The organism is Ewingella sp. CoE-038-23 (genome assembly GCF_040419245.1).
Taxonomy (GTDB): Bacteria; Pseudomonadota; Gammaproteobacteria; order Enterobacterales; family Enterobacteriaceae; genus Ewingella; species Ewingella allii.
This window is the reverse complement of the sequence record NZ_JAZHOH010000001.1, coordinates 1252456-1271643: the sequence shown is the minus strand read 5'-3', so window position 1 is coordinate 1271643 and position 19188 is coordinate 1252456. Positions and strand designations below refer to the sequence as shown.

Annotated in this window: 18 protein-coding genes; 11 read left to right on the top strand and 7 right to left on the bottom strand. The window is 54.7% G+C overall.

What is annotated here, in order from left to right:
• Positions 1–169 precede the first annotated feature (169 nt).
• Positions 170–2227 (top strand): choline transporter, encoded by a 2058-nt coding sequence (locus V2154_RS06120; RefSeq protein WP_353501482.1) that lies wholly within the window; start codon positions 170–172, stop codon positions 2225–2227.
• 79 nt (positions 2228–2306) lie between these two features.
• Here V2154_RS06120 and V2154_RS06115 read toward each other — a convergent pair whose 3' ends face one another.
• Positions 2307–3185: an alpha/beta fold hydrolase gene (locus V2154_RS06115; RefSeq protein WP_353501481.1), complete on the bottom strand. Its 879-nt coding sequence runs from the start codon at positions 3183–3185 to the stop codon at positions 2307–2309.
• Positions 3186–3373: 188 nt separating this feature from the next.
• Between V2154_RS06115 and leuC the strand changes: the two genes are divergently transcribed.
• Together leuC and leuD are read left to right on the top strand one after the other, a co-directional pair.
• A complete protein-coding gene (gene leuC / locus V2154_RS06110) occupies positions 3374–4783 on the top strand; it encodes a 3-isopropylmalate dehydratase large subunit (RefSeq protein ID WP_353501480.1) in 1410 nt (469 codons plus the stop codon).
• A gap of 10 nt (positions 4784–4793) precedes the next feature.
• Positions 4794–5402, top strand: coding sequence for a 3-isopropylmalate dehydratase small subunit (gene leuD, locus V2154_RS06105; protein WP_353501479.1), 609 nt, complete (start codon positions 4794–4796; stop codon positions 5400–5402).
• Between the two features lie 78 nt (positions 5403–5480).
• Here leuD and V2154_RS06100 read toward each other — a convergent pair whose 3' ends face one another.
• The 5 genes from V2154_RS06100 to V2154_RS06080 form a co-directional block, all read right to left on the bottom strand.
• Positions 5481–6395 carry a LysR substrate-binding domain-containing protein gene (locus V2154_RS06100; RefSeq protein WP_353501478.1) on the bottom strand — a complete coding sequence of 305 codons (915 nt, stop codon included), beginning with the start codon at positions 6393–6395 and terminating at the stop codon, positions 5481–5483.
• Positions 6392–7519 (bottom strand): endonuclease/exonuclease/phosphatase family protein, encoded by a 1128-nt coding sequence (locus V2154_RS06095; RefSeq protein ID WP_353501477.1) that lies wholly within the window; start codon positions 7517–7519, stop codon positions 6392–6394. Before V2154_RS06095 ends, V2154_RS06100 begins: the two co-directional genes overlap by 4 nt.
• Positions 7520–7525: 6 nt before the next feature.
• Positions 7526–9193: a kdo(2)-lipid A phosphoethanolamine 7''-transferase gene (gene eptB, locus V2154_RS06090; protein ID WP_353501476.1), complete on the bottom strand. Its 1668-nt coding sequence runs from the start codon at positions 9191–9193 to the stop codon at positions 7526–7528.
• Positions 9194–9433: 240 nt separating this feature from the next.
• Positions 9434–10882, bottom strand: a complete 1449-nt coding sequence (locus V2154_RS06085) for a heavy metal sensor histidine kinase (protein ID WP_353501475.1) — start codon at positions 10880–10882, stop codon at positions 9434–9436.
• Entirely contained in the window at positions 10879–11550 is a 672-nt protein-coding gene (locus V2154_RS06080) for a heavy metal response regulator transcription factor (RefSeq protein ID WP_353501474.1), read from the bottom strand. Before V2154_RS06080 ends, V2154_RS06085 begins: the two co-directional genes overlap by 4 nt.
• A 188-nt stretch (positions 11551–11738) precedes the next feature.
• Here V2154_RS06080 and V2154_RS06075 point away from each other — a divergent pair, with 188 nt between their 5' ends.
• The 3 genes from V2154_RS06075 (at position 11739) to V2154_RS06065 (ending at position 13918) form a co-directional block, all read left to right on the top strand.
• Complete coding sequence (locus V2154_RS06075) at positions 11739–12353, top strand: hypothetical protein (RefSeq protein WP_353501473.1); 615 nt, start codon at positions 11739–11741, stop codon at positions 12351–12353.
• Positions 12354–12513: 160 nt separating this feature from the next.
• Positions 12514–13161, top strand: a complete 648-nt coding sequence (locus tag V2154_RS06070) for a cytochrome b/b6 domain-containing protein (RefSeq protein WP_353503928.1) — start codon at positions 12514–12516, stop codon at positions 13159–13161.
• On the top strand, positions 13154–13918 hold the full coding sequence (locus tag V2154_RS06065; RefSeq protein WP_353501472.1) for a molybdopterin-dependent oxidoreductase: 765 nt from the start codon (positions 13154–13156) through the stop codon (positions 13916–13918). The genes V2154_RS06070 and V2154_RS06065 overlap by 8 nt, the downstream gene beginning before the upstream one ends.
• A 98-nt stretch (positions 13919–14016) precedes the next feature.
• Here V2154_RS06065 and ompX read toward each other — a convergent pair whose 3' ends face one another.
• Positions 14017–14544: an outer membrane protein OmpX gene (gene ompX, locus V2154_RS06060; RefSeq protein WP_353501471.1), complete on the bottom strand. Its 528-nt coding sequence runs from the start codon at positions 14542–14544 to the stop codon at positions 14017–14019.
• 402 nt (positions 14545–14946) lie between these two features.
• Between ompX and rhtA the strand changes: the two genes are divergently transcribed.
• The 5 genes from rhtA (at position 14947) to tam (ending at position 18946) form a co-directional block, all read left to right on the top strand.
• Entirely contained in the window at positions 14947–15933 is a 987-nt protein-coding gene (gene rhtA, locus V2154_RS06055; RefSeq protein WP_353501470.1) for a threonine/homoserine exporter RhtA, read from the top strand.
• 177 nt (positions 15934–16110) lie between these two features.
• Positions 16111–16671, top strand: a complete 561-nt coding sequence (locus V2154_RS06050; RefSeq protein ID WP_353501469.1) for a fasciclin domain-containing protein — start codon at positions 16111–16113, stop codon at positions 16669–16671.
• 65 nt (positions 16672–16736) lie between these two features.
• A complete protein-coding gene (locus tag V2154_RS06045; protein WP_353501468.1) occupies positions 16737–17318 on the top strand; it encodes a sigma-70 family RNA polymerase sigma factor in 582 nt (193 codons plus the stop codon).
• On the top strand, positions 17315–18007 hold the full coding sequence (locus V2154_RS06040; RefSeq protein ID WP_353501467.1) for an anti-sigma factor: 693 nt from the start codon (positions 17315–17317) through the stop codon (positions 18005–18007). Before V2154_RS06045 ends, V2154_RS06040 begins: the two co-directional genes overlap by 4 nt.
• Before the next feature lie 156 nt (positions 18008–18163).
• Positions 18164–18946 carry a trans-aconitate 2-methyltransferase gene (gene tam / locus V2154_RS06035; RefSeq protein ID WP_353501466.1) on the top strand — a complete coding sequence of 261 codons (783 nt, stop codon included), beginning with the start codon at positions 18164–18166 and terminating at the stop codon, positions 18944–18946.
• Positions 18947–19188 lie beyond the last annotated feature (242 nt).

Genomic DNA, 19188 nt, shown 5'->3' with positions numbered 1-19188 from the left:
CCTTGTTGCTGACTCTATTTAACTTTTTTTTGATTGAACGTTCAATCAAAAATGCATATATTTTATTACCAATACGTTAGTAATTTGTATGAGAAATGCATTATAAATGGATGAAGTAACCTGCTAACTATCTGAAAATAAGTTCATTAATAACCTAACAGGGGAAACGATGGCTGCTGTCGATACGACGGATAAACTGTCCGAGAAACCACGGGATAAATTGAACGGCGTGGTGTTTTTTACGTCCGCCGGTTTAATTTTAGCCTTCACGCTGATGTCTATTTTTTATACCGAATTGTCGGGGAAATGGCTCAGTAGTGCACTGAATTGGGTATCAGCAACTTTCGGCTGGTATTACATGTTGGCTGCTACGCTGTACATCGTGTTTGTAGTGTTCATTGCCTGCTCGCGCTTCGGCTCGATTAAACTCGGCCCTGAACAATCCAAACCCGAATTCAGCATGATGAGTTGGGCTGCGATGCTGTTCGCCGCCGGGATAGGCATCGACCTGATGTTCTTCTCCGTGGCCGAGCCGGTAACGCAATATATGTTGCCGCCGGAAGGTCAGGGCCAGACGCTGGAAGCTGCGCGTCAGGCGATGACCTGGACGCTGTTCCACTACGGCCTGACCGGCTGGTCAATGTACGCGCTGATGGGCATCGCGCTGGCTTACTTTAGTTATCGCTACAACCTGCCGCTGACCATTCGTTCTGCGCTATATCCAATCTTCGGCAAGCGCATTAATGGTCCCATCGGCCACAGCGTGGATATCGCGGCGGTGGTCGGCACCATCTTTGGTATCGCCACCACGCTGGGTATCGGCGTGGTGCAGCTGAACTACGGCCTCAACGTGCTGTTCAAAATCCCGGAAAACCTGACGGTGCAGGCCTCGCTTATCCTGCTGTCGGTGATTATGGCGACAGTCTCTGTGACCTCTGGCGTGAACAAAGGTATTCGAATTCTTTCCGAGCTGAACGTGCTGCTGGCGCTGGGTCTAATCCTGTTCCTGTTGTTCTTCGGTAATACCGAATTCTTGCTCAACGCGCTGGTACTCAACATTGGCGATTACATCAATCGCTTTATGGGCATGACCCTCAACACCTTTGCCTTTGACCGTCCAACCCAGTGGATGAATAGCTGGACGCTGTTCTTCTGGGCATGGTGGGTTGCCTGGTCGCCGTTTGTTGGCCTGTTCCTGGCGCGTATCTCACGCGGCCGTACTATCCGTGAGTTCGTGCTGGGTACCTTGATCATTCCGTTTGTGTTTACCCTGCTGTGGTTGTCGATTTTCGGTAACAGCGCGCTGTACCAAATCATTCACGGTAATCTGGGCTTCGCCAATGAAGTGATCGCCCACCCTGAGCGCGGCGTTTACAGCCTGCTGGCGCAGTATCCGGGCTTTACCCTGAGTGCTTCGGTTGCCACCATTACCGGCCTGCTGTTCTACGTGACGTCGGCGGATTCCGGCTCTCTGGTGCTGGGTAACTTCACCTCGAAGCTGGCGGACATCAACAACGATGCCCCGAACTGGTTACGCATTTTCTGGTCAGTCACCATCGGCGTGTTAACGCTGGGCATGTTGATGACCGACGGCGTCTCAGCGCTGCAAAACGCCACGGTTATCATGGGTTTGCCGTTTAGCTTCGTTATCTTCTTCATCATGGCCGGTTTGTATAAATCGCTGCGGCTGGAAGATTATCGCCGCGCCAGTACCCAGCAGTCTCTGGCCCCGATTGCGGTCAGCGGCGGCGACGCGGTGCTTAACTGGAAACAGCGTTTATCACGCGTGATGAACTATCCGGGTACCACCCATACGCAGAAAATGATGGATAACGTCTGCCGTCCGGCAATGCTGGACGTGGCTCAAGAGCTGGAGCTGCGCGGTGCCAAAGTCGAGTTCAGCGAGCATGAGCCGGAGGACGATGAGAAAATCAACCATCTCGAGCTTATCGTGGCGCTGGGCGAAGAGCAGAACTTTGTCTATCAGATCTGGCCTGTGCGCTATGCCGTTCCGGCGTTTACCTATCGCGCTCGTGCGGGTAAATCGCACTACTACCGTCTGGAAACCTTCCTGCTGGAAGGTACGCAGGGTAATGACCTGATGGACTTCACCAAGCATCAGGTGATCAATGACATTCTGGATCAGTACGAACGTCATCTGAACTTCCTGCACATTAATCGCGAAGCGCCGGGCAACACCCTGACCTTCCCTGAGCAGACGATTTAATCCTCAATCGCTCAGTTAGTACGATAATAAAAACCCGCCTCGGCGGGTTTTTTGTTGGCTATCCAAAAACCTGCTCCGTTTATTGGCGCAAGAAAGGCAAAACCTTCTCCAGCAGAAGCTCCGGCTGTTCTTCTGCAATGTAGTGTCCACAGGGCAGCGCCTCGCCTGTTACCTGTTCAGCCACCTTCGCCCATTCCTCCAGCGGCTTAAAACATTTGCCGACGGTGCCCTGCTCGCCCCACAGGATCAACAGCGGACATTGCACTTTGCGAGACGCCTCGAGATCAATCTGGTCGTGTTGCAGGTCAATCGACGCCGAGGCTCGATAGTCCTCGCAAATTCCGCGCGCCGTGCCATCAAGTTGCAGACAGCGCAAATAATCTGCGTATGCTTCGTCGGTGAAGGGCTGCATACCGGCGCTGCGGCTACCCATTACGCTGCGCAGGTACAGGTCAGCATCATGAGAGATTAAGGCTTCAGGGAGCGGCGCGGGGCGAATCAGGAAGAACCAATGCCAGTAGGCGCGAGCAAATTCTTCATTGGTTTGCTGGTACATGGATAGCGTCGGCGCGATATCCATCAGCACCATGCGTTTTACGGCCTGCGGGTGGTCGAGGGCCAGACGGTGCGCCACGCGAGCGCCGCGGTCATGGGCTATCACGCTAAATTGCTTGAAGCCCAGCGCTAGCATCAGCTCGTACTGGTCCTGCGCCATTTCGCGCTTGCTGTAGAGATAATGGTCGGCGTCCGGCTCAGGTTTGCCACTGTCGCCGTAGCCGCGTAAATCGGCTAGTACCACTGTGTATTGTGAAGTCAGGTACGGCGCGATTTTATGCCAAATGGCCTGCGTTTGCGGGTGTCCGTGCAGCAGTAGCAAGGGTTCGCCTTGACCGGCTATTCGATAGGCAATGTCAGTTCCATTAACGGCAATCCGACCTTGGGTAAAATGTTCAAGCATGGGTTTTCTCCTTTTTTACCCATCTTAGTCTTTGCCCCGTTGGCAACAAGCTCACAACTGGAGATCGGCTATTCACGGATCGTGTTTTGAAGCACCACGCTTAGGCCATTGCTCGGACACCTGGAAGTTGCGACGCTGGGTTATCCACTGAGTTTCTCAGGGCAATAATAGTTTCTCAGGACAATAAAATGAAACCAAGAACGCTATATGAAAAGCATATCGACAGTCACAGCGTGCGCACGCTGGATGACAAAGGCCACGTGCTGCTTTACATCGACCGTCAGGTAATTAACGAGTACACCAGCCCGCAGGCCTTTAGCGGGCTGCGCGACGCCGGACGCCGCGTGTGGCGGCCTGAGACGTCTCTCGCGGTAGTTGACCACGTCAACCCAACTGCGCCAGTGCGTACCCGCCAAATGCCGGACGCGGGCGGAGCGCGGCAGGTTTCCTATCTGGCGGAAAACTGCCAAGAGTTTGGCATTGAGCTGTTTGATATTTTAGACAAACGTCAGGGCATTGAGCACGTGGTGGCCCCTGAACAAGGCTTTATCTTGCCGGGTATGGTTATCGCCGCCGGAGACAGCCACACCACCACCTACGGCGCGCTGGGCGCGTTTGGTTTCGGCATCGGCACATCCGAAATTGAACACCTGCTGGCGACCCAAACCTTAGTGTACAAAAAGCTGAAAACCCTGCGCGTGACGGTGAACGGCAGGCTGGCAAACGGCATTACCGCCAAAGACGTGGTGATGGCGCTGGTGGCGAAAATCGGCGCGGCGGGTGCGACCGGCTACGCCATTGAGTTCTGCGGCGAAGGCATCGACATGCTCAGCGTCGAGGGGCGGATGACCATCTGCAATATGGCGGTCGAGGCCGGTGCGCGTGGCGCATTTATGGCACCAGACGAAAAGGTCTTCGAGTATTTGAAAGACAAACCGCGCGCGCCGAAAGGCCAGCAGTGGCTCGACGCCGTTGCCCTGTGGAAGAAAGAGTTACACAGCGACACCGACGCCGTGTTTGACCGCGAAGTGGAACTCAGCGCCGCTGAGATTGCCCCGATGGTGAGCTGGGGAACCAGCCCGGATCAGGCTCTGGCGATTAACGGCCAAGTGCCGGACCCGTCAGCCGAGCCGGATGCTTCTCGCCGCAAAGATTTGCAGCGTGCCCTGAACTACATGGGCCTGCGCGCAGGTCAGCCGCTCAATAGCATCAATATCAGCCACGCCTTTATAGGCTCCTGTACCAATGCGCGTATTGAAGATTTGCGCGCGGCGGCGGAGGTGGTTCGCGGTAAAAGCGTGGCAGCGACAGTGCGGGCAATGATTGTCCCCGGCTCTAGCCAAGTGCGGGCGCAGGCCGAAGCAGAAGGCTTGGCCGAGATCTTTATTCAGGCCGGTTTCGAGTGGCGCCAGTCAGGCTGCTCAATGTGTCTGGCGATGAACGACGACGTGCTGTCACCGGGCGATCGCTGCGCGTCGAGCACCAACCGTAACTTTGAAGGTCGTCAGGGTGCCGGAGCCCGTACCCATCTGATGAGCCCGGCGATGGTCGCCGCCGCCGCCATTCGCGGCCATCTAACCGACGTTCGCGACCAGTGAGGAGAGAACCATGCAAGCTTTTAACGTATTAACCGCCGTTGCCGCCCCGCTAACTGCGGCCAACGTCGATACTGACGTGATCATGCCAAAGCAGTTTCTAAAGGGCATTGACCGCAATGGCCTGGATAAAGGCGTGTTCTTTGATTTGCGCTTTTTGACCGACGGCGCGCCGGACCCGGCGTTTATTCTCAATCAGCCGGAGTGGCAGTCGGCCAAGTTTCTGGTAGTTGGGCCAAACTTTGGCTGTGGCTCAAGCCGCGAGCACGCGGTGTGGGGGCTGAAACAGCTGGGCATTCGGGCGCTGATTGGCACCACCTTCGCCGGGATCTTCTTCGACAACTGCCAGCGTAACGGCGTGCTGACCGTGCAACTTTCGCCCGAGCAGTGGTCCAAAATCGCGGAACGGGTCGCACAGCCGCAGACCAATGAGATCACCGTTGACCTGCCTGAGCAGAAAATTAGCCTGAGCAACGGCGAGCTGATTGATTTCACTATTGATGAGCTGAGTAAACTGTCACTGCTCAACGGTCTCGATGCTATCGGCAATACCCTTCGCTACAGCGACGACATTCGCCAGTTCCAGCAGAGGCATTTGCAAAACAATCCGTGGTTGGCGTGAAGCACTCTCGGTGAGTATTAAGTTCTTAATGTTGAATGTTGAATGAAGCAGGTGATTTGCGCCGTGACGATCGCGGCGCTAGCCGAGCAGCTGACTGAATCTTTGCTGGAAGAATTCGACACAAACTCGCAGCTTGGCGGACTCCGCCAAACGCGTCGGATAGACCGCCCACACGCTGGCAGGCTGCGAGTAAGCCGGTAAAACCTGCACCAGCTCGCCACTGTCGAGGTAGGGCTGGACGTCCCACTGCGAGCGCAGAATGATACCGTGGTGTTTCAACGCCCATTGCAGCACCACTTCGCCACTGTTCGACGAGAGCGCCCCTTTAACGCGAATGCGCTGCTCTTCGCCCTCTGCCGTCACTGACCAGATGCCAAAGGGGTTATCCCGCTCTTTGAGCACCAGACACTGATGTTCGGTTAAATCCTCCAACGACTCCGGCACGCCGTGGGCCTGGAGATAGTCAGGCGAGGCGCAAAGAATGCGCTGATGCTGGGCTAACTTTTTGCCAATGTGCTGCTCGGGGATGTCATCCCCCACCAGAATTTCCAGATCCACGCCTTCGGCCACCAGATCAATCACCCGATCGTACAGGTCGAGGCGCAAATTAAGCTGCGGATAGCGTTCCGCCAGCTCCGCCACGGCGGGCGCGACGTGGCAGCGGCCAAAGCCAAAAGAGCTGCAAATATGCACATTGCCACGCGGCTCGGTGCGGGAGTCGGACAGATCGCCGATAAACTGGTCGAAGTTATCCAGGATTTGCAGTGCCCAGCGCTGGGCGCGCTCCCCTTCCTCGGTCAGGCGAATGCCGCGTGTAGATCGATGCAACAGACGGGCACTCAGCGCCTCTTCAAGGATCTGGATTCGCTTACTGACGTAGGCGGGAGACTGGCCTAGCTCGGTGGCGGCGGCGGCAAAGCTCTGCTTATTCACTACCGCCAGAAAGACCCGCAGGTCTTCCGCCAAAGGCAATCTGTCGCGTTCGCTGGTCACGAGGAGAGCCAAAAATCAGGCTGAGGCTGCCCATTAAGGTGCTCGGCGTGGTGGACATCGCGGCTTTTAACACCGGCGTTATCCATTTTTTCGCGCGCTTCCTGAATGTCGCCGCTGTCGATTTGCAGCTTCTCCTGATCTTTCCCCTGCTCCGGCGTTAATGCCAGTTCCACCATAATCGGGAAGTGGTCGGAACCCATCGCCTCGAGGCGTTGAAGGTCAATCAGGGTGAACTCTTTACTGTGGAAAACGTGGTCCAGCGGCCAGCGCAGGAAGGGATAGCTAGCATGAAAGGTGTTGTACATGCCGCGCCCGCGACGGGGGTCAAGCAAGCCGCTGACCTTCATAAACAGGCGCGTGGTGCGCGACCACGCCACGTCGTTCAGGTCACCGGTCACGATAGTCGGGTAGTTGGCGCGCGAAGCCGTGTGCCCCACGGCCACCAGTTCGGCATCGCGATTGGTGGACTCATCGTCTTCCGTCGGGCTTGGCGGCATCGGGTGCAGACAGTGCAGCACCACCTGATGACCAGAGGTTAATTCCGCGCGAAAATGCATGGAAGGGATACCTTCAGCCACTAAATACTGAATTTTCGCGTCAAACAACGGCAAGCGAGAATAGACGTGCATGCCGTAGAGGTTATCCAGCGGGCATTTGATGCTGTGCGGATAGTCACCTTCCAGCGGCGACATCTGCTGTTCCCACCACAGGTCGGTTTCCAACAGCACCAGAATGTCCGGGCGGTTTTTCTCGACTATTTCCAATAGTTTGGCGCTGTTGCGGTTGGTCATTAACACATTACAGTTAATGATTTTGATGCGCGGATGGCCATTCGGCACGGTTTTCTTCACCTGCACCGGATAGAGCCGGGTGTAAGGCAATATCCACCATGCCTGATAAACCATACAGGCCAGCGACAGCAGGATAATGAGCGTGGCGAGTGGGCCCCCAAATGGCAAAACCCACAGTTCGGTGAGTAAAAACAGCAATGACAAGGTTGCCATTTGCAGTCGCGGGAAGTCCCAAACTCTCACCCACCAGCGTTGATTCTTCGACAACGGCAGTAACGTCAGCAGTGCCATAATAACGGTCAGCACGCTGACGATAATTCGCAGTGAATCCATTGATGCTTAGCCCTTCCCGTCTGCCACATGACACCAGTTGCGCTGCTCGACAATCCCGCCATTTGGCGAGGTGTAGCCGATACAGCCTAAAATCGAATCAAACAGCTTTTCATGGAACACCGGCGTTTTATCTGCCGCCAGCTTTTGCAGCTGGTCGAAACCGGCACGGTTGTGGTCATCAGACAGGAACTTGTCAGAAGCCCACACCATAATCGGCACCGTACGTTGCTCTATTGGCGCGTGGTCACGCGGTGTACCGTGGAAATGCATGCTTTTTGAAATAGATTCGCCGTGGTCAGAAGCATAAAACACGATGGCGTTCTTGTCTCGCAGTTGATTAAACACCTGCTCGAGGAAGTAGTCGGTATACAACAGCGAGTTATCGTAAGCGTTAATCATCTCTTGCGTCGAGCAGGAGTCATCAATGCCCATACACTCAGGCTGATATTTGGCGAAAGAGCGCGGGTAACGGTCGGAATAGAGATAATGCGAACCTTTGGTGTGCAGAATGATCAGATGCTGGCCCTGCGGATAATGGTCCATCGAGTCCTTCATCTCATCCACCAGCAGCATGTCGTCCACAGGCTTACCGGCGTTGCGCTTTTCAGAGGCAATGTTTTCACGCAGCGAGTAGTCGTTGACGCGGGTCTTGTTGTAGAACCACGCCTCACTCTGCATAGAGTAAAGCTCAGAACTCCAACCATTGCTCTTCAGCACGGAGAAGACGTTGGCCTCTTTCAGCGTACGCTGCGGCGCTTCGGACGCCCCGCCTTCGCGCACAAACATGCAGCGCAGCGAGAGTTTGGTGGCGGTATCGCACGAGTAGCCCTGAAGCACGGCAAGGTTCTTCTCTTTGCTCAGATTCGGCGTGTTGTCACGGTCATAGCCATAGACGCCCATGTGGTCGCGGCGGGCGCTTTCACCAATCACAAACACCACGTACAGGTCTTTGACATCTTTTGGCGGCGTATAGGTGAAATGCTTGGCGGGGTCGAACAGGTTTTTGGTGTCTTCGGCCTGGCTGTAAGAGCTATAAACAAACAGCCCAAAGGCCGACAGCCAGTTTGACGGCGAGTAAGTACCGGCCACTACGCCGCCATAACTTGCCATCATGCGGTTGTTCATCACATCATGCTTGTCCTGCACTTTACCCATCAGGCGCAGCGGCAGATAACACATTAATCCCGCCGCAATCAGCAGCACGACCTTCTTCAACACGCCTTTAGGGCGAGTCTCTTTGAGAGCCGATCCCGGCATCTTGCTCGCCCACAGCAGTACCAGCGGCAGCAGGCTGAACAGCACCACCCAACCAGCGAAATGGGTACCAATCGACTCTTTCGACAGGTCGATGGAATCAGACGCCAGCGCGGCCGCCAAAATGCCGTAACCAATATCGACATTAAACAGGATCATGTAATAACTGGCGGCGACGGACGACACCACAATCACGCTGAGCAGCACGCGGAATACGGTTTTACCTGTAAAGGAGAGCAATTGAGTCAGGAAGTAAACCAGCGCGAAACACGCCACCATTTCGACGGCAATGGATAGCACATTGTCGTAATGGAGTTGGCCAAAGCGTCGGAAGAAAATAGGAAGGTTAAGTAGTATCCCCAGGTATAGCGCAATAAACAGTGAAATTTTCTGTTGCGAAAGAGAACGTAGTTTTTGCATCAGTCTGTGAAGCTCTTTTTAGATAATCAAATGCGTATGCTGCCCGCGCGTGCCGAAGTGAAGAGTAAAAATGACGCGTTAGAGTGCACTTCGATAACTAAATCTGACCGGCAAAAAATGCTTTTAGTTCAGATTCAATCATTTCAGTGAATGTAATAACGTAACAATATTAGTGAAATCCATGTATTTCAATAAGATGAAAAGAAATATTTTTCGTATTTTTTTCACCTTATTGAGGAATTATTGAGAAAGTGGTGCTTTTTTCTCCTGATATTCCGTCGGAAATTGCAGTGTAAACCGCGTTTTGCCCTGGGCCATACTGCTGACTGACACACTTCCCTCATGCAACGCCATAATGGCTTGCACGATAGACAGCCCTAACCCGTTGGAACTTCCCCCTTCGCTGCGCGACGCATCGGCGCGATAAAACCTGTCAAACAGCTTGCTGCGTTTTTCGGCGGGGATCGGCTCCCCCTGGCTATCGACGTGGATTAGGGTATTGGCCGCCACCTGCTCCACCTGCACGCGGATCTCCGTGCCTTCGTCGCCATAGCGAATGGCGTTCGCCACCAGATTGCTTAAGGCGCGCTGGAACAGGATAGCGTCGGCGTAGAGCGTGCCCCCGCCCTGACACACCAGCCGCATGTCGCGCTCTTCGGCCAAACCTTCGAAATAATCCGCCACTCGCTCCGTCTCGGAGGAGAGCGCCAGCGGCGTAATGTTGAGGACGGAATGGGCATGAGAAGCGCGGGCCAAAAACAGAATGTTTTCTACCATGCGCGAGATGCGCTCCAGCTCCTCCATGTTATTGGCCAGCAGGGTTTCATACTCTTCGGTGCTGCGCGGCTGGTACAGCGCCACCTGACAATGCCCCATCACCGCGCCCACCGGGGTGCGGATTTCATGAGCCAAATCGGCGGAGAATTGGGTCAGGCGCTCATAGCCGTCAGCCAGACGGTCTAGCATGGCGTTGAACGACAGGATCAGCGGCTGTAGCTCTTGCGGCGCGCCCTCTCGACTCAGACGGGTGCCCAGGCTGGTCGGATGGATGCTGGCCGCCTCCTGCGCCATCTTACGCAGCGGCCGCAGGCCCCGGCGGATCACGCTATAACCCAAGGCGGCAATCAGCAGGTAAGCCAGCAGCACCGCCCCCATGATTTCGAGGCGAAACGCCGCCAGCATCTGCGATTCGGCATCCATAAAATGCGCCGCAGAGATGATGACGGTTCGACCGTCCTGCATGCGCACCGCCGCCGAGATGTAGCGCACCGGCGTGCCATCGGCCGCCGTGAGTCGCTGAATATCAGCCAGCGTCAGCTGGGTGCCGTCGGCCACCGGCGGTGTGTCAGGAAGCGCCAGATGGGACGGATTGACGTTGATGATCGGCGCGCTATTTTGCAGGCGGAATTGCAGCACGTCCTGCTCATTGCCGAGCATGTTTTCAAACAATTGCGGGCTATGGCTGAGCTGGGTCAGTGGGAAGTCTGTCGCCAGCAGCTGGCGAAAATACTGAACGCGACCGCTGACTTGATAATCCGCGCGGCGAATCAGCTCTTTTTCAATCGAATAATAGAGGTAGAACCCCACCGCGCTGACCACCAGCGCGGCAATCAGGCCAAACAGCAGAGTGGCGCGCAGGGTTAGCGAGGTCGGGCGTTTCGGCCTTTTGGCATTAGTTTTCAAATTCATGGACGTGCTTCGCACACATAGCCGATGCCGCGTACGGTGTGGATCAGCTTGAGATCGAAGGTGCGATCGACTTTGGCCCGCAGCCGTTTTACCGCCACGTCGACCACATTGGTGTCGCTGTCGAAATTCATATCCCACACCTGGGAGGCGATCATGCTGCGCGACAGCACTTCGCCTTCGCGGCGCATCAATAAATGCAGCAGCATGAACTCTTTATTAGTTAGCGGGATGACCTGCTCTTGGCGAGTGACCCGGCGGCGCAGCACGTCGAGATGCAAATCTGCCAGCGAATAGGTGTCCGCCTCGCGGGCCGACGGGCGGCGCAGCAGGGTGCGAATGCGCAGCACCAGCTCGGTGAAAGAGAAAGGTTTAATTAGGTAGTCGTCGGCGCCCAGTTCCAGCCCGTGAATGCGATCCTGCACTTCATCGCGGGCGGTGAGAAACAGCACCGGCACGTCGCTTTTCTTACGCAGCACTTCCATCACCTGCCAGCCATTCAGCCCCGGCAGCATCACGTCGAGGATCACCGCGTCATACTCTTCTTCCAGCGCCAGAAACAGGCCGTCAGCGCCGTTGCGGGCTAAATCGACGCGATATCCCGCCTCGCCCAGCCCCTTTTTCAGGTAGTCGCCGGTGCTGACGTCATCTTCAATTACCAGTATACGCATGCGGGCTACCTATCAATGAGAGACTCTTGGGCGAATACTTTAGCAGTTTTGTTTGTCATGTTTGATGACAATTTTGTCATCAACTTGTCATCTCACTGTTCGGGTTTATCGTCCACTCTTAACTAAGCTATACCCTATAGCAATAACACTATCACTTTGATCAACCTGCAAAAATATGGAGAGTTAACATGACGACTTCAACACGCCTGGCGGGCTTAGTCCTCAGCTCGCTTCTGATGTGTACCGGCGCATTCGCAGCAGATAACGTGATTAAACCGACGCGCGGAACCATCGACTCGGTGAATGATTCATCCATGCAAATCACCACCCGTCAAGGTGACAAGCTTGATGTGCAAATCAATGACCAAACCAAAGTTAACAGCGTGTCTAAAGGCCAGATTTCCGATATTAAAGCTGACAGCTTTATCGGTACCGCCGCCGTTCCACAGGCCGACGGCACGCTGAAAGCGCTGGAAGTTCACGTCTTCGCACCAAGCCTGCGCGGCAGCGGCGAAGGCTTCAACCCGTTTGAATCTGCCGATGGCAAAATCAACACCATGACCAACGGCACCGTCGGCAAGCTGGTCAACAGCAATGGCCGCACGCTGACCGTGAAGTACCACGACGCACAGAAAACCGTAGTGGTGCCAGATGATGTACCCGTGGTGCTGTTAGCGCCGGGCGACCGCAGCTTGCTGAAACCAGGCGTGAAAATCGTGCTGTTCGCCGCCAAAGACGATAAAGGCAACCTGGTTGCGCGTGGTATCGCCGCTGGCAAAGACGGCGTCGCGCCACCAATGTAACGGCGATTTCGTCAGTCTCCTGTGTCTAACTTTTTACTGACGATAACGCCATACTAAGAGGCCAGGCGGTGCGAAACCCCCTCTTTTCGCGCCGTTTGGCCTCACTCTTTTTCACTCTGCTTGATAGCACAGGAGCTTTCTTGTGAGCCATCAACCTTCGCTGAAACCTCTCTCGTCAGCCCAACCTAAGCCACGAAAAATCCACCCTTGGCCTGTGCGCCTCTGCCACTGGATTAATCTGCTGGCGATGATTGGCATGGTGATGAGCGGCTGGGGTATCTACAACGCCGACCCCCTGTTCGAATTTCTTACCTTCCCGCAGCAAAGCACGCTGGGAGGCTGGCTGGGTGGCAATATTGCCTGGCATCTGGCGGTGATGTGGCTGCTGGCCGTCAATGCGCTGATTTATCTGCTTTGGGGCGCCTTTAGCGGACACTTCAAGCACGACTTTTTCCCTTTTACGCCAGCTTCCATCTGGCGTGACATCGTCAAAGCCATCACCTTCAAGCTGCCTCATAAGCTGGGTGAATATAACGCGGTGCAGAAAGTGATGTATGTCGGGGTGCTGCTGCTCGGCGCGCTGCTGGTGCTCTCAGGGCTGTCTATCTGGAAGCCGGTGCAGTTTAGCGGGCTGGTCTGGCTGTTCGGCGGTTTCGACATCGCCCGTTATGTGCATTTCTTTGCCATGAGCGGCGTGATGCTGTTTGTGGTGATCCACGTTTTGATGGTGCTTCTGGTGCCTAAAACCTTTGTCGCCATGGTCACCGGCGGCAAAAAAACGGCCTTTAAGGAGCACGCCGATGAGTGACAACGCTGACAAACCGAAAATTATCCTTGAGCCGGATCAGCGCAAGCAGCTGGTGAATATCCAGCGCCGCCTGCTGTTACGCTCGGGTCTGACCCTTGGCGCGGTGTCGATGCTTACCGGCTGCAATTTGCAGGATGGCGACAATGTGGACAAGGTGCTGTGGGCCATGTCGCGCTGGAATGACCGCGTGCAGGGTTGGCTGTTTGGCGGGCAGAAGCTGGCGCAGACCTATCGCGCGGACCAAATTACCACGCCGTTCCGCTTCAATGCCTATTATCCTGAATACAATGTGCCGGAAATCGACATTCCCAACTATCGGCTGGAAGTCTCGGGCTTAGTGCAGAAGAAAGCGCCTTGGACGTTAGAGCAACTGCAGCGCCTGCCGCAGGAGAGCCAAATCACCCGGCTGATCTGTATCGAAGGCTGGAGCGCCATTGGCCAGTGGAGCGGCGTGCCGCTGAAAGTCTTCTTGCAGCACGTCGGCGCGGATCTGACAGCCAAATATGTCGGCTTTAAGTGCGACGACCGTTACTACTCGAGCATCGACATGGCCACGGCGCTGCACCCGCAGACCATCCTGGCGCTGGATTTCAGCGGTAAGCCCCTGCCCCCTGACTTTGGCTATCCGCTGCGTCTGCGCATGCCTACCAAGCTCGGTTTCAAGAACGCCAAGCACATCGGGGCGATATTCGTCACCAATGAATATCCGGGGGGATATTGGGAAGATCAGGGTTACAACTGGTATAGCGGGATTTGACGAGGAATGGCTAAAAAGCAGGCATAAAAAAACCGCCCCGAGAGGCGGTTTTTATTTTCGAAACCGTGTAGCGATTGAACGCTAACTTTTTCGAATAATTAGAAGCGGTAACCCACGCCAGCGATCCAGGTGCCAACGTCAACACTGCGGATACGGGACTGTTCGTAAGAAACGTCAATTGCAACGTTTTCCATTGGGTTGAACTGCATACCAGCGCCGTAAGAAACACCGTAGTCGCTAGTGTCAGATTTCTGACGATCAACAGTGCTAACACCGTTGGTGCCTTCGAATTTACCGTAACCCACACCCACTACACCGTAGATGGAAGCCCAGTCGTTCAGACGGAAAGCTGGACCTGCAGTCACACCGTAGTACTGACCTTTGTTGTAGTTGTCAGCGCTTGGGTAGCTGTTTTTCTCGATGTAAGTGAAAGAGCCGATAACGCCCAGTGGGTTGCTATCTTGCTCGAAACGGTATTTCAGGTTGAAGCCGTTTGCTTTGTTAGCAACGCCTTGCATATCACCCTGCGCGTAACCTGCAGTTACGGTGCTGGTGTCTGCGAATGCGCTAGAAGCGCCCAGTGCTACTACGCAAGCTAATGCGGAAAGACATGCAATTTTTTTCATAACAACCACCTCAAATGGGAAACAAAAGTAACCTTCACCACGAAAATATAACAAAAAGCAGTGTGAAACTCTGCCTGATATAAGATGTCCAAAGCATCATATGGTGTAACAAGAAGTTTCCAGCACGACATATCCTAATGATTATTAATGATTTTTTGACCATAAAAGTATAAGTGAAACTTATTGAACTTTTTCTGATTAGCAGAAAATTCCTAAAGTTTTGTGCACTTTTCAATCAAAAAAGTGCAGGATTTTCCGAAAGCTGACCCGAAAAATTATTTTTTTTGGATTTTTTCGCCCCTCTTTTCCCTCTACACTGAACCCACAACAACACATCGCTCACAGTTTTTAGTGATAAAACAAGAATTCCGCGGAATCGGGATCACATTTAAGGCGCGAAGGATGACCGAGTCAGATAAAAATTCACCTGCGGACGGAAACACCGCATCTCATCATATTTCTGCAGACCCGGCACCTGCCCTGCCCGCGATTGCTAAGTCAGCTTCGCCACTCGTTGCTGTACTGCTGCTGTTAATTGCCATGCTCTCGTTACAGGGTGGCGCGTCGCTGGCGAAAACCTTATTTCCGGTGGTTGGCCCGCAGGGCGTCACCGCGCTGCGTCTGGGTATCGGCTCTTTGATCCTGCTGGCGTGGTTCCGGCCGTGGCGGATTAAAATGCGCGGCGGCAACCTGAAAGCCTTGCTGATTTACGGGCTGGCGCTTGGCAGCATGAACTACAGCTTCTATCTGGCTATCCAAACTATCCCGCTGGGCGTCGGCGTGGCGCTAGAATTCACCGGGCCGCTGGCCGTGGCGATGTTCTCTTCGCGCCGCCCGGTGGACTTTGTCTGGGTGATTCTGGCGGTGATCGGCCTGTGGTTCCTGTTGCCGCTCGGACAATCGACTGACAGCATCGACCTGAAAGGGGCCTGTCTGGCGCTGTTTGCCGGCACCTGCTGGGCCATCTATATTCTGGCGGGCCAGCGCGCTGGAAGCAGCTACGGCCCCGGCACGGCGGCGCTAGGTTCATTGATTGGCGCCCTGATCTTCTTTCCGATTGGCGCGTTTCAGGCTCATAGCTCAATCTTCTCGCTGTCCATCCTGCCGTTGGGCCTGTTGATTGCCCTGCTAACCTCTGCCGTGCCGTATTCGCTGGAAATGGTCGCCATGACCAAGCTTCCCGCCAAAACCTTCGGCACGCTGATGAGCATGGAGCCGGCGATGGCCGCGCTGTCCGGCATTATCTTCCTCGGCGAGTTCCTCACCGGCACACAGTGGTTGGCGCTGGCGGCGATTATTGCCGCATCGGCAGGCTCCACGCTGACTATTCAGCGCAAAACCAAGCTGGAGAAGGTAGAAGTGCCGGGCAATAATCCCTCGGGGAAGTGACTTCCTGACCCTTTCACATTAAAACCACGCCGCCGAGCGTGGTTTTTTTATACCTAAATTCAGCCAGTTAAAAATATCTGCATTTTATTTTGATTTTTCTGCATCCAAATCCCGCCCTGGTTCGTATGTACAGATGTGAGACAAGACCTTGTCTACTTACCCTAAAAGGACCACATCATGAAAACGCTTATTCGTACCGCAATCTGTGCTTCGATTCTTTTCAGCAGCGCGTCAATGGCAGCAATGATGTCCGACACCACCATGGTGGGCGGCGCGGCCATGTACCCGTCGAAAAATATCGTCGAGAACGCCGTGAACTCTAAAGACCACACCACGTTGGTGGCGGCAGTGAAAGCCGCAGGTCTGGTAGATACTCTGCAAAGCAAAGGGCCGTTTACCGTGTTTGCTCCCACCGATGCCGCCTTTAACAAGCTTCCAGCAGGTACTGTGGCTAATCTGGTAAAACCGGAGAACAAGGCCACGCTGACCAGCATCCTCACCTACCACGTGGTGGCCGGGAAATATGAGATGAAAGATCTGGAGAAATTGATCAAAAAAGGTGGCGGTAAAGCCGAGCTGAAAACCGTGAATGGTCAGGCGCTGTGGCTGATTGGCAATGGTCCGCACAATATTCAGTTGAAAGATGCCAAGGGCGACGTGGCCAACATCAGTACCTATGATGTGCAGCAGAAAAATGGCGTGATCGACGTGATTGATACCGTGCTGATGCCGAAATAAAACCGTCTATACTGGGTGCAGTGGCGAAAAATCCCACTGCACACTTTCGGTTTTGGGGCTGGCGAATGCATGAGAATTTAACAATAAAAACGATGCCGGATCCGTCCGAGGATCCCCTGCGCGACCTGATGCACGCCATGGCTGGCGGGGATCGTCAGGCCTTCGAAAAACTGTACCGTTTAACTTCGCCGCGCCTGTTTGCCGTCGCGCTTCGCATGCTGCGACGCCACGCGTGGGCCGAAGAGGTACTGCATGACAGCTTTATCACCGCGTGGAATCGCGCTGCGTCTTATAATGCCGCACTCAGTTCCCCGATGACCTGGCTGACCCATATCGTGCGTAACCGCGCCATTGACTGGATGCGCGGCAGCGACAACCAACTTGATGAACTGGACGACAGCCTGCAACAGAGCCTGTCCGAGGATAATGACGAGCCGCTGCGCCATTTGCAGCACAACGCCGAGGCCAAAGTGCTTGCCGACTGCATGGCGCACCTGCCGAATGAACAGCGGCAAAGTTTGGTGCTGGCATACTATCAGGGACTTTCGCATGGCGAAGTCTCAGACCATTTACAACAACCTCTTGGCACGATCAAAAGCTGGATCCGTCGCGCCCTTGAGCATTTAAAGAGCTGCGTGGGCCTATGAAAAACAGACGGGAATACCATGCCGCTCTGTCGGCGGAATATGCGCTGGGGACCTTACGCGGTGCGGCGCGCCGCCAGTTTGAGATAGCCATGCAAAATGATTCGGCGCTGCAGGCCGAAGTGGCTCGCTGGCAGGAAGCCTTTACCCAGCTCGACAACAGGCTCACGCCGGTCAGCCCGCCGTCATCAGTGTGGAAACGCATTCAGCTGCAACTGGGGCCTGTGCCTCAGGCAGCGGAGCATACCGACAACGCTCCAACACCAAGCAAAATGCCGTGGCGCGGCTATCTTGGCTGGGCGCTGGCGGCGGGGCTGGCTGCATTACTGCTGGTACCTAAGCTGCTGGTGCAGCCTTCGCCTATCACGCCAGTGGCCATTTTGGCTAACAGCAGCGCTGGAAGCGGACAATGGGTGGTCAGCGTAGATAAAGACGCCAACCGGTTGACCCTCACTCCGCTGCATTTGCAGGAGATAGCCAAGGACCGAAGCTTGGAATTGTGGACCATTCCGGCGGACGGCAAACCGCGCTCGCTCGGATTGTTAAATGTGGCGTCGCCAACCCAGCTTTCACTGGCGGCAAGAATGCCTGACCCCGGCTCGACGCTGGCTATCAGCCTTGAACCTCAGGGCGGCTCCCCAACCGGGCAACCGACCGGCGCTGTTCTCTACAGCGGCGCGATTGCGCTTTAATCAGTACCCTCTAGCTTGAAAAGAAGTCTTCATCATTTTTCGCCGGGCGGCTTGGCTTGCCCGGCGTTTTTTTATCTTTGCGCTCTGACTCGCCAGCGTCATCAACTCGGTCTAGGATTATGGGCAACACCCCGACTACGCTGTTAAGGAACCGCCATGAAAGACTGGAATCCTGATCTCTACCGCCAATTCGAAGCCGAACGCACACGCCCCGCCGCTGAACTCCTTGCCCGTGTACTGCATCCTAACGCCAAATTCATCACCGACTTGGGCTGCGGGCCGGGGAATAGCACCGAACTGCTGCAACACGCCTACCCTCAAGCCCTGCTTACCGGCCTCGATACTTCTCAAGCCATGCTAGAAAAAGCGCGCGAACGCCTGCCTTCCTGCCGCTTTGAAAAGGTGGATATTCGCGAATGGAAGCCGACCCAGCCACAAGACATTATCTATGGCAATGCTTCACTACAGTGGGTGACAGGGCACGACGAGCTGATCCCCCATCTGATGCAGCAGCTCGCGCCCGAAGGCGTATTTGCCGTGCAGATGCCGGACAACCTGTCCCAGCCCTCGCACCAGTTAATGCAAAAGGTGGCCGACCAGCCGGAGTGGAGGAATGCGATTGCCGGGGTGGATAACTCGCGCAAGCAGCTGCTCACCACCGAACAATATTATGATTTGCTGGCAAGTCAGGGGGCGTTGGTGGATATCTGGCGCACCACCTATTACCACGTGATGCCTTCGGCCAAGGCGATTGTCGACTGGCTAAGTGCCACCGGGCTGCGGCCTTTCCTGGCTCCGCTGGATGAAACCCAGCAAGAAGCTTTTCTCGCCAGCTACCTGCAAGAGCTGGAGAAGGTCTACCTGCCACGCGCCGACCGCAGCGTGCTTCTGGCCTTCCCACGGCTATTTTTAATCGCCCGTAAAAGCGCGCGCCATTAATTTTTCACTCCTTTCCTTTCACGGCTGAGAATATATTCACTCAGCCGTGAAATAAAATATTACCAATTCCTTTTCCGCCATTCACCGGCTAATGGCGAACTGTCACTAGGGGTTATTATCACTGATAAGTAAAACTGAATGGATAATTAAGATAGCTCTTAAAAAATCTCATAAAACTGCAATGGAAATGTAAATGATAAATATTATCAGTTTGCTACATCGCAAATAATCACCATTAAAAT

Excerpts from the sequence above, each read along its gene's own strand:
- V2154_RS06120 (WP_353501482.1), top strand. The coding sequence starts at position 170 with ATGGCTGCTGTCGATACGACGGATAAACTGTCCGAGAAACCACGGGAT.
- V2154_RS06115 (WP_353501481.1), bottom strand. The coding sequence starts at position 3,185 with ATGCTTGAACATTTTACCCAAGGTCGGATTGCCGTTAATGGAACTGAC.
- leuC (WP_353501480.1), top strand. The coding sequence starts at position 3,374 with ATGAAACCAAGAACGCTATATGAAAAGCATATCGACAGTCACAGCGTG.
- leuD (WP_353501479.1), top strand. The coding sequence starts at position 4,794 with ATGCAAGCTTTTAACGTATTAACCGCCGTTGCCGCCCCGCTAACTGCG.
- V2154_RS06095 (WP_353501477.1), bottom strand. The coding sequence starts at position 7,519 with ATGGATTCACTGCGAATTATCGTCAGCGTGCTGACCGTTATTATGGCA.
- eptB (WP_353501476.1), bottom strand. The coding sequence starts at position 9,193 with ATGCAAAAACTACGTTCTCTTTCGCAACAGAAAATTTCACTGTTTATT.
- V2154_RS06085 (WP_353501475.1), bottom strand. The coding sequence starts at position 10,882 with ATGAATTTGAAAACTAATGCCAAAAGGCCGAAACGCCCGACCTCGCTA.
- V2154_RS06080 (WP_353501474.1), bottom strand. The coding sequence starts at position 11,550 with ATGCGTATACTGGTAATTGAAGATGACGTCAGCACCGGCGACTACCTG.
- V2154_RS06075 (WP_353501473.1), top strand. The coding sequence starts at position 11,739 with ATGACGACTTCAACACGCCTGGCGGGCTTAGTCCTCAGCTCGCTTCTG.
- V2154_RS06065 (WP_353501472.1), top strand. The coding sequence starts at position 13,154 with ATGAGTGACAACGCTGACAAACCGAAAATTATCCTTGAGCCGGATCAG.
- ompX (WP_353501471.1), bottom strand. The coding sequence starts at position 14,544 with ATGAAAAAAATTGCATGTCTTTCCGCATTAGCTTGCGTAGTAGCACTG.
- rhtA (WP_353501470.1), top strand. The coding sequence starts at position 14,947 with ATGACCGAGTCAGATAAAAATTCACCTGCGGACGGAAACACCGCATCT.
- V2154_RS06050 (WP_353501469.1), top strand. The coding sequence starts at position 16,111 with ATGAAAACGCTTATTCGTACCGCAATCTGTGCTTCGATTCTTTTCAGC.
- V2154_RS06045 (WP_353501468.1), top strand. The coding sequence starts at position 16,737 with ATGCATGAGAATTTAACAATAAAAACGATGCCGGATCCGTCCGAGGAT.
- V2154_RS06040 (WP_353501467.1), top strand. The coding sequence starts at position 17,315 with ATGAAAAACAGACGGGAATACCATGCCGCTCTGTCGGCGGAATATGCG.
- tam (WP_353501466.1), top strand. The coding sequence starts at position 18,164 with ATGAAAGACTGGAATCCTGATCTCTACCGCCAATTCGAAGCCGAACGC.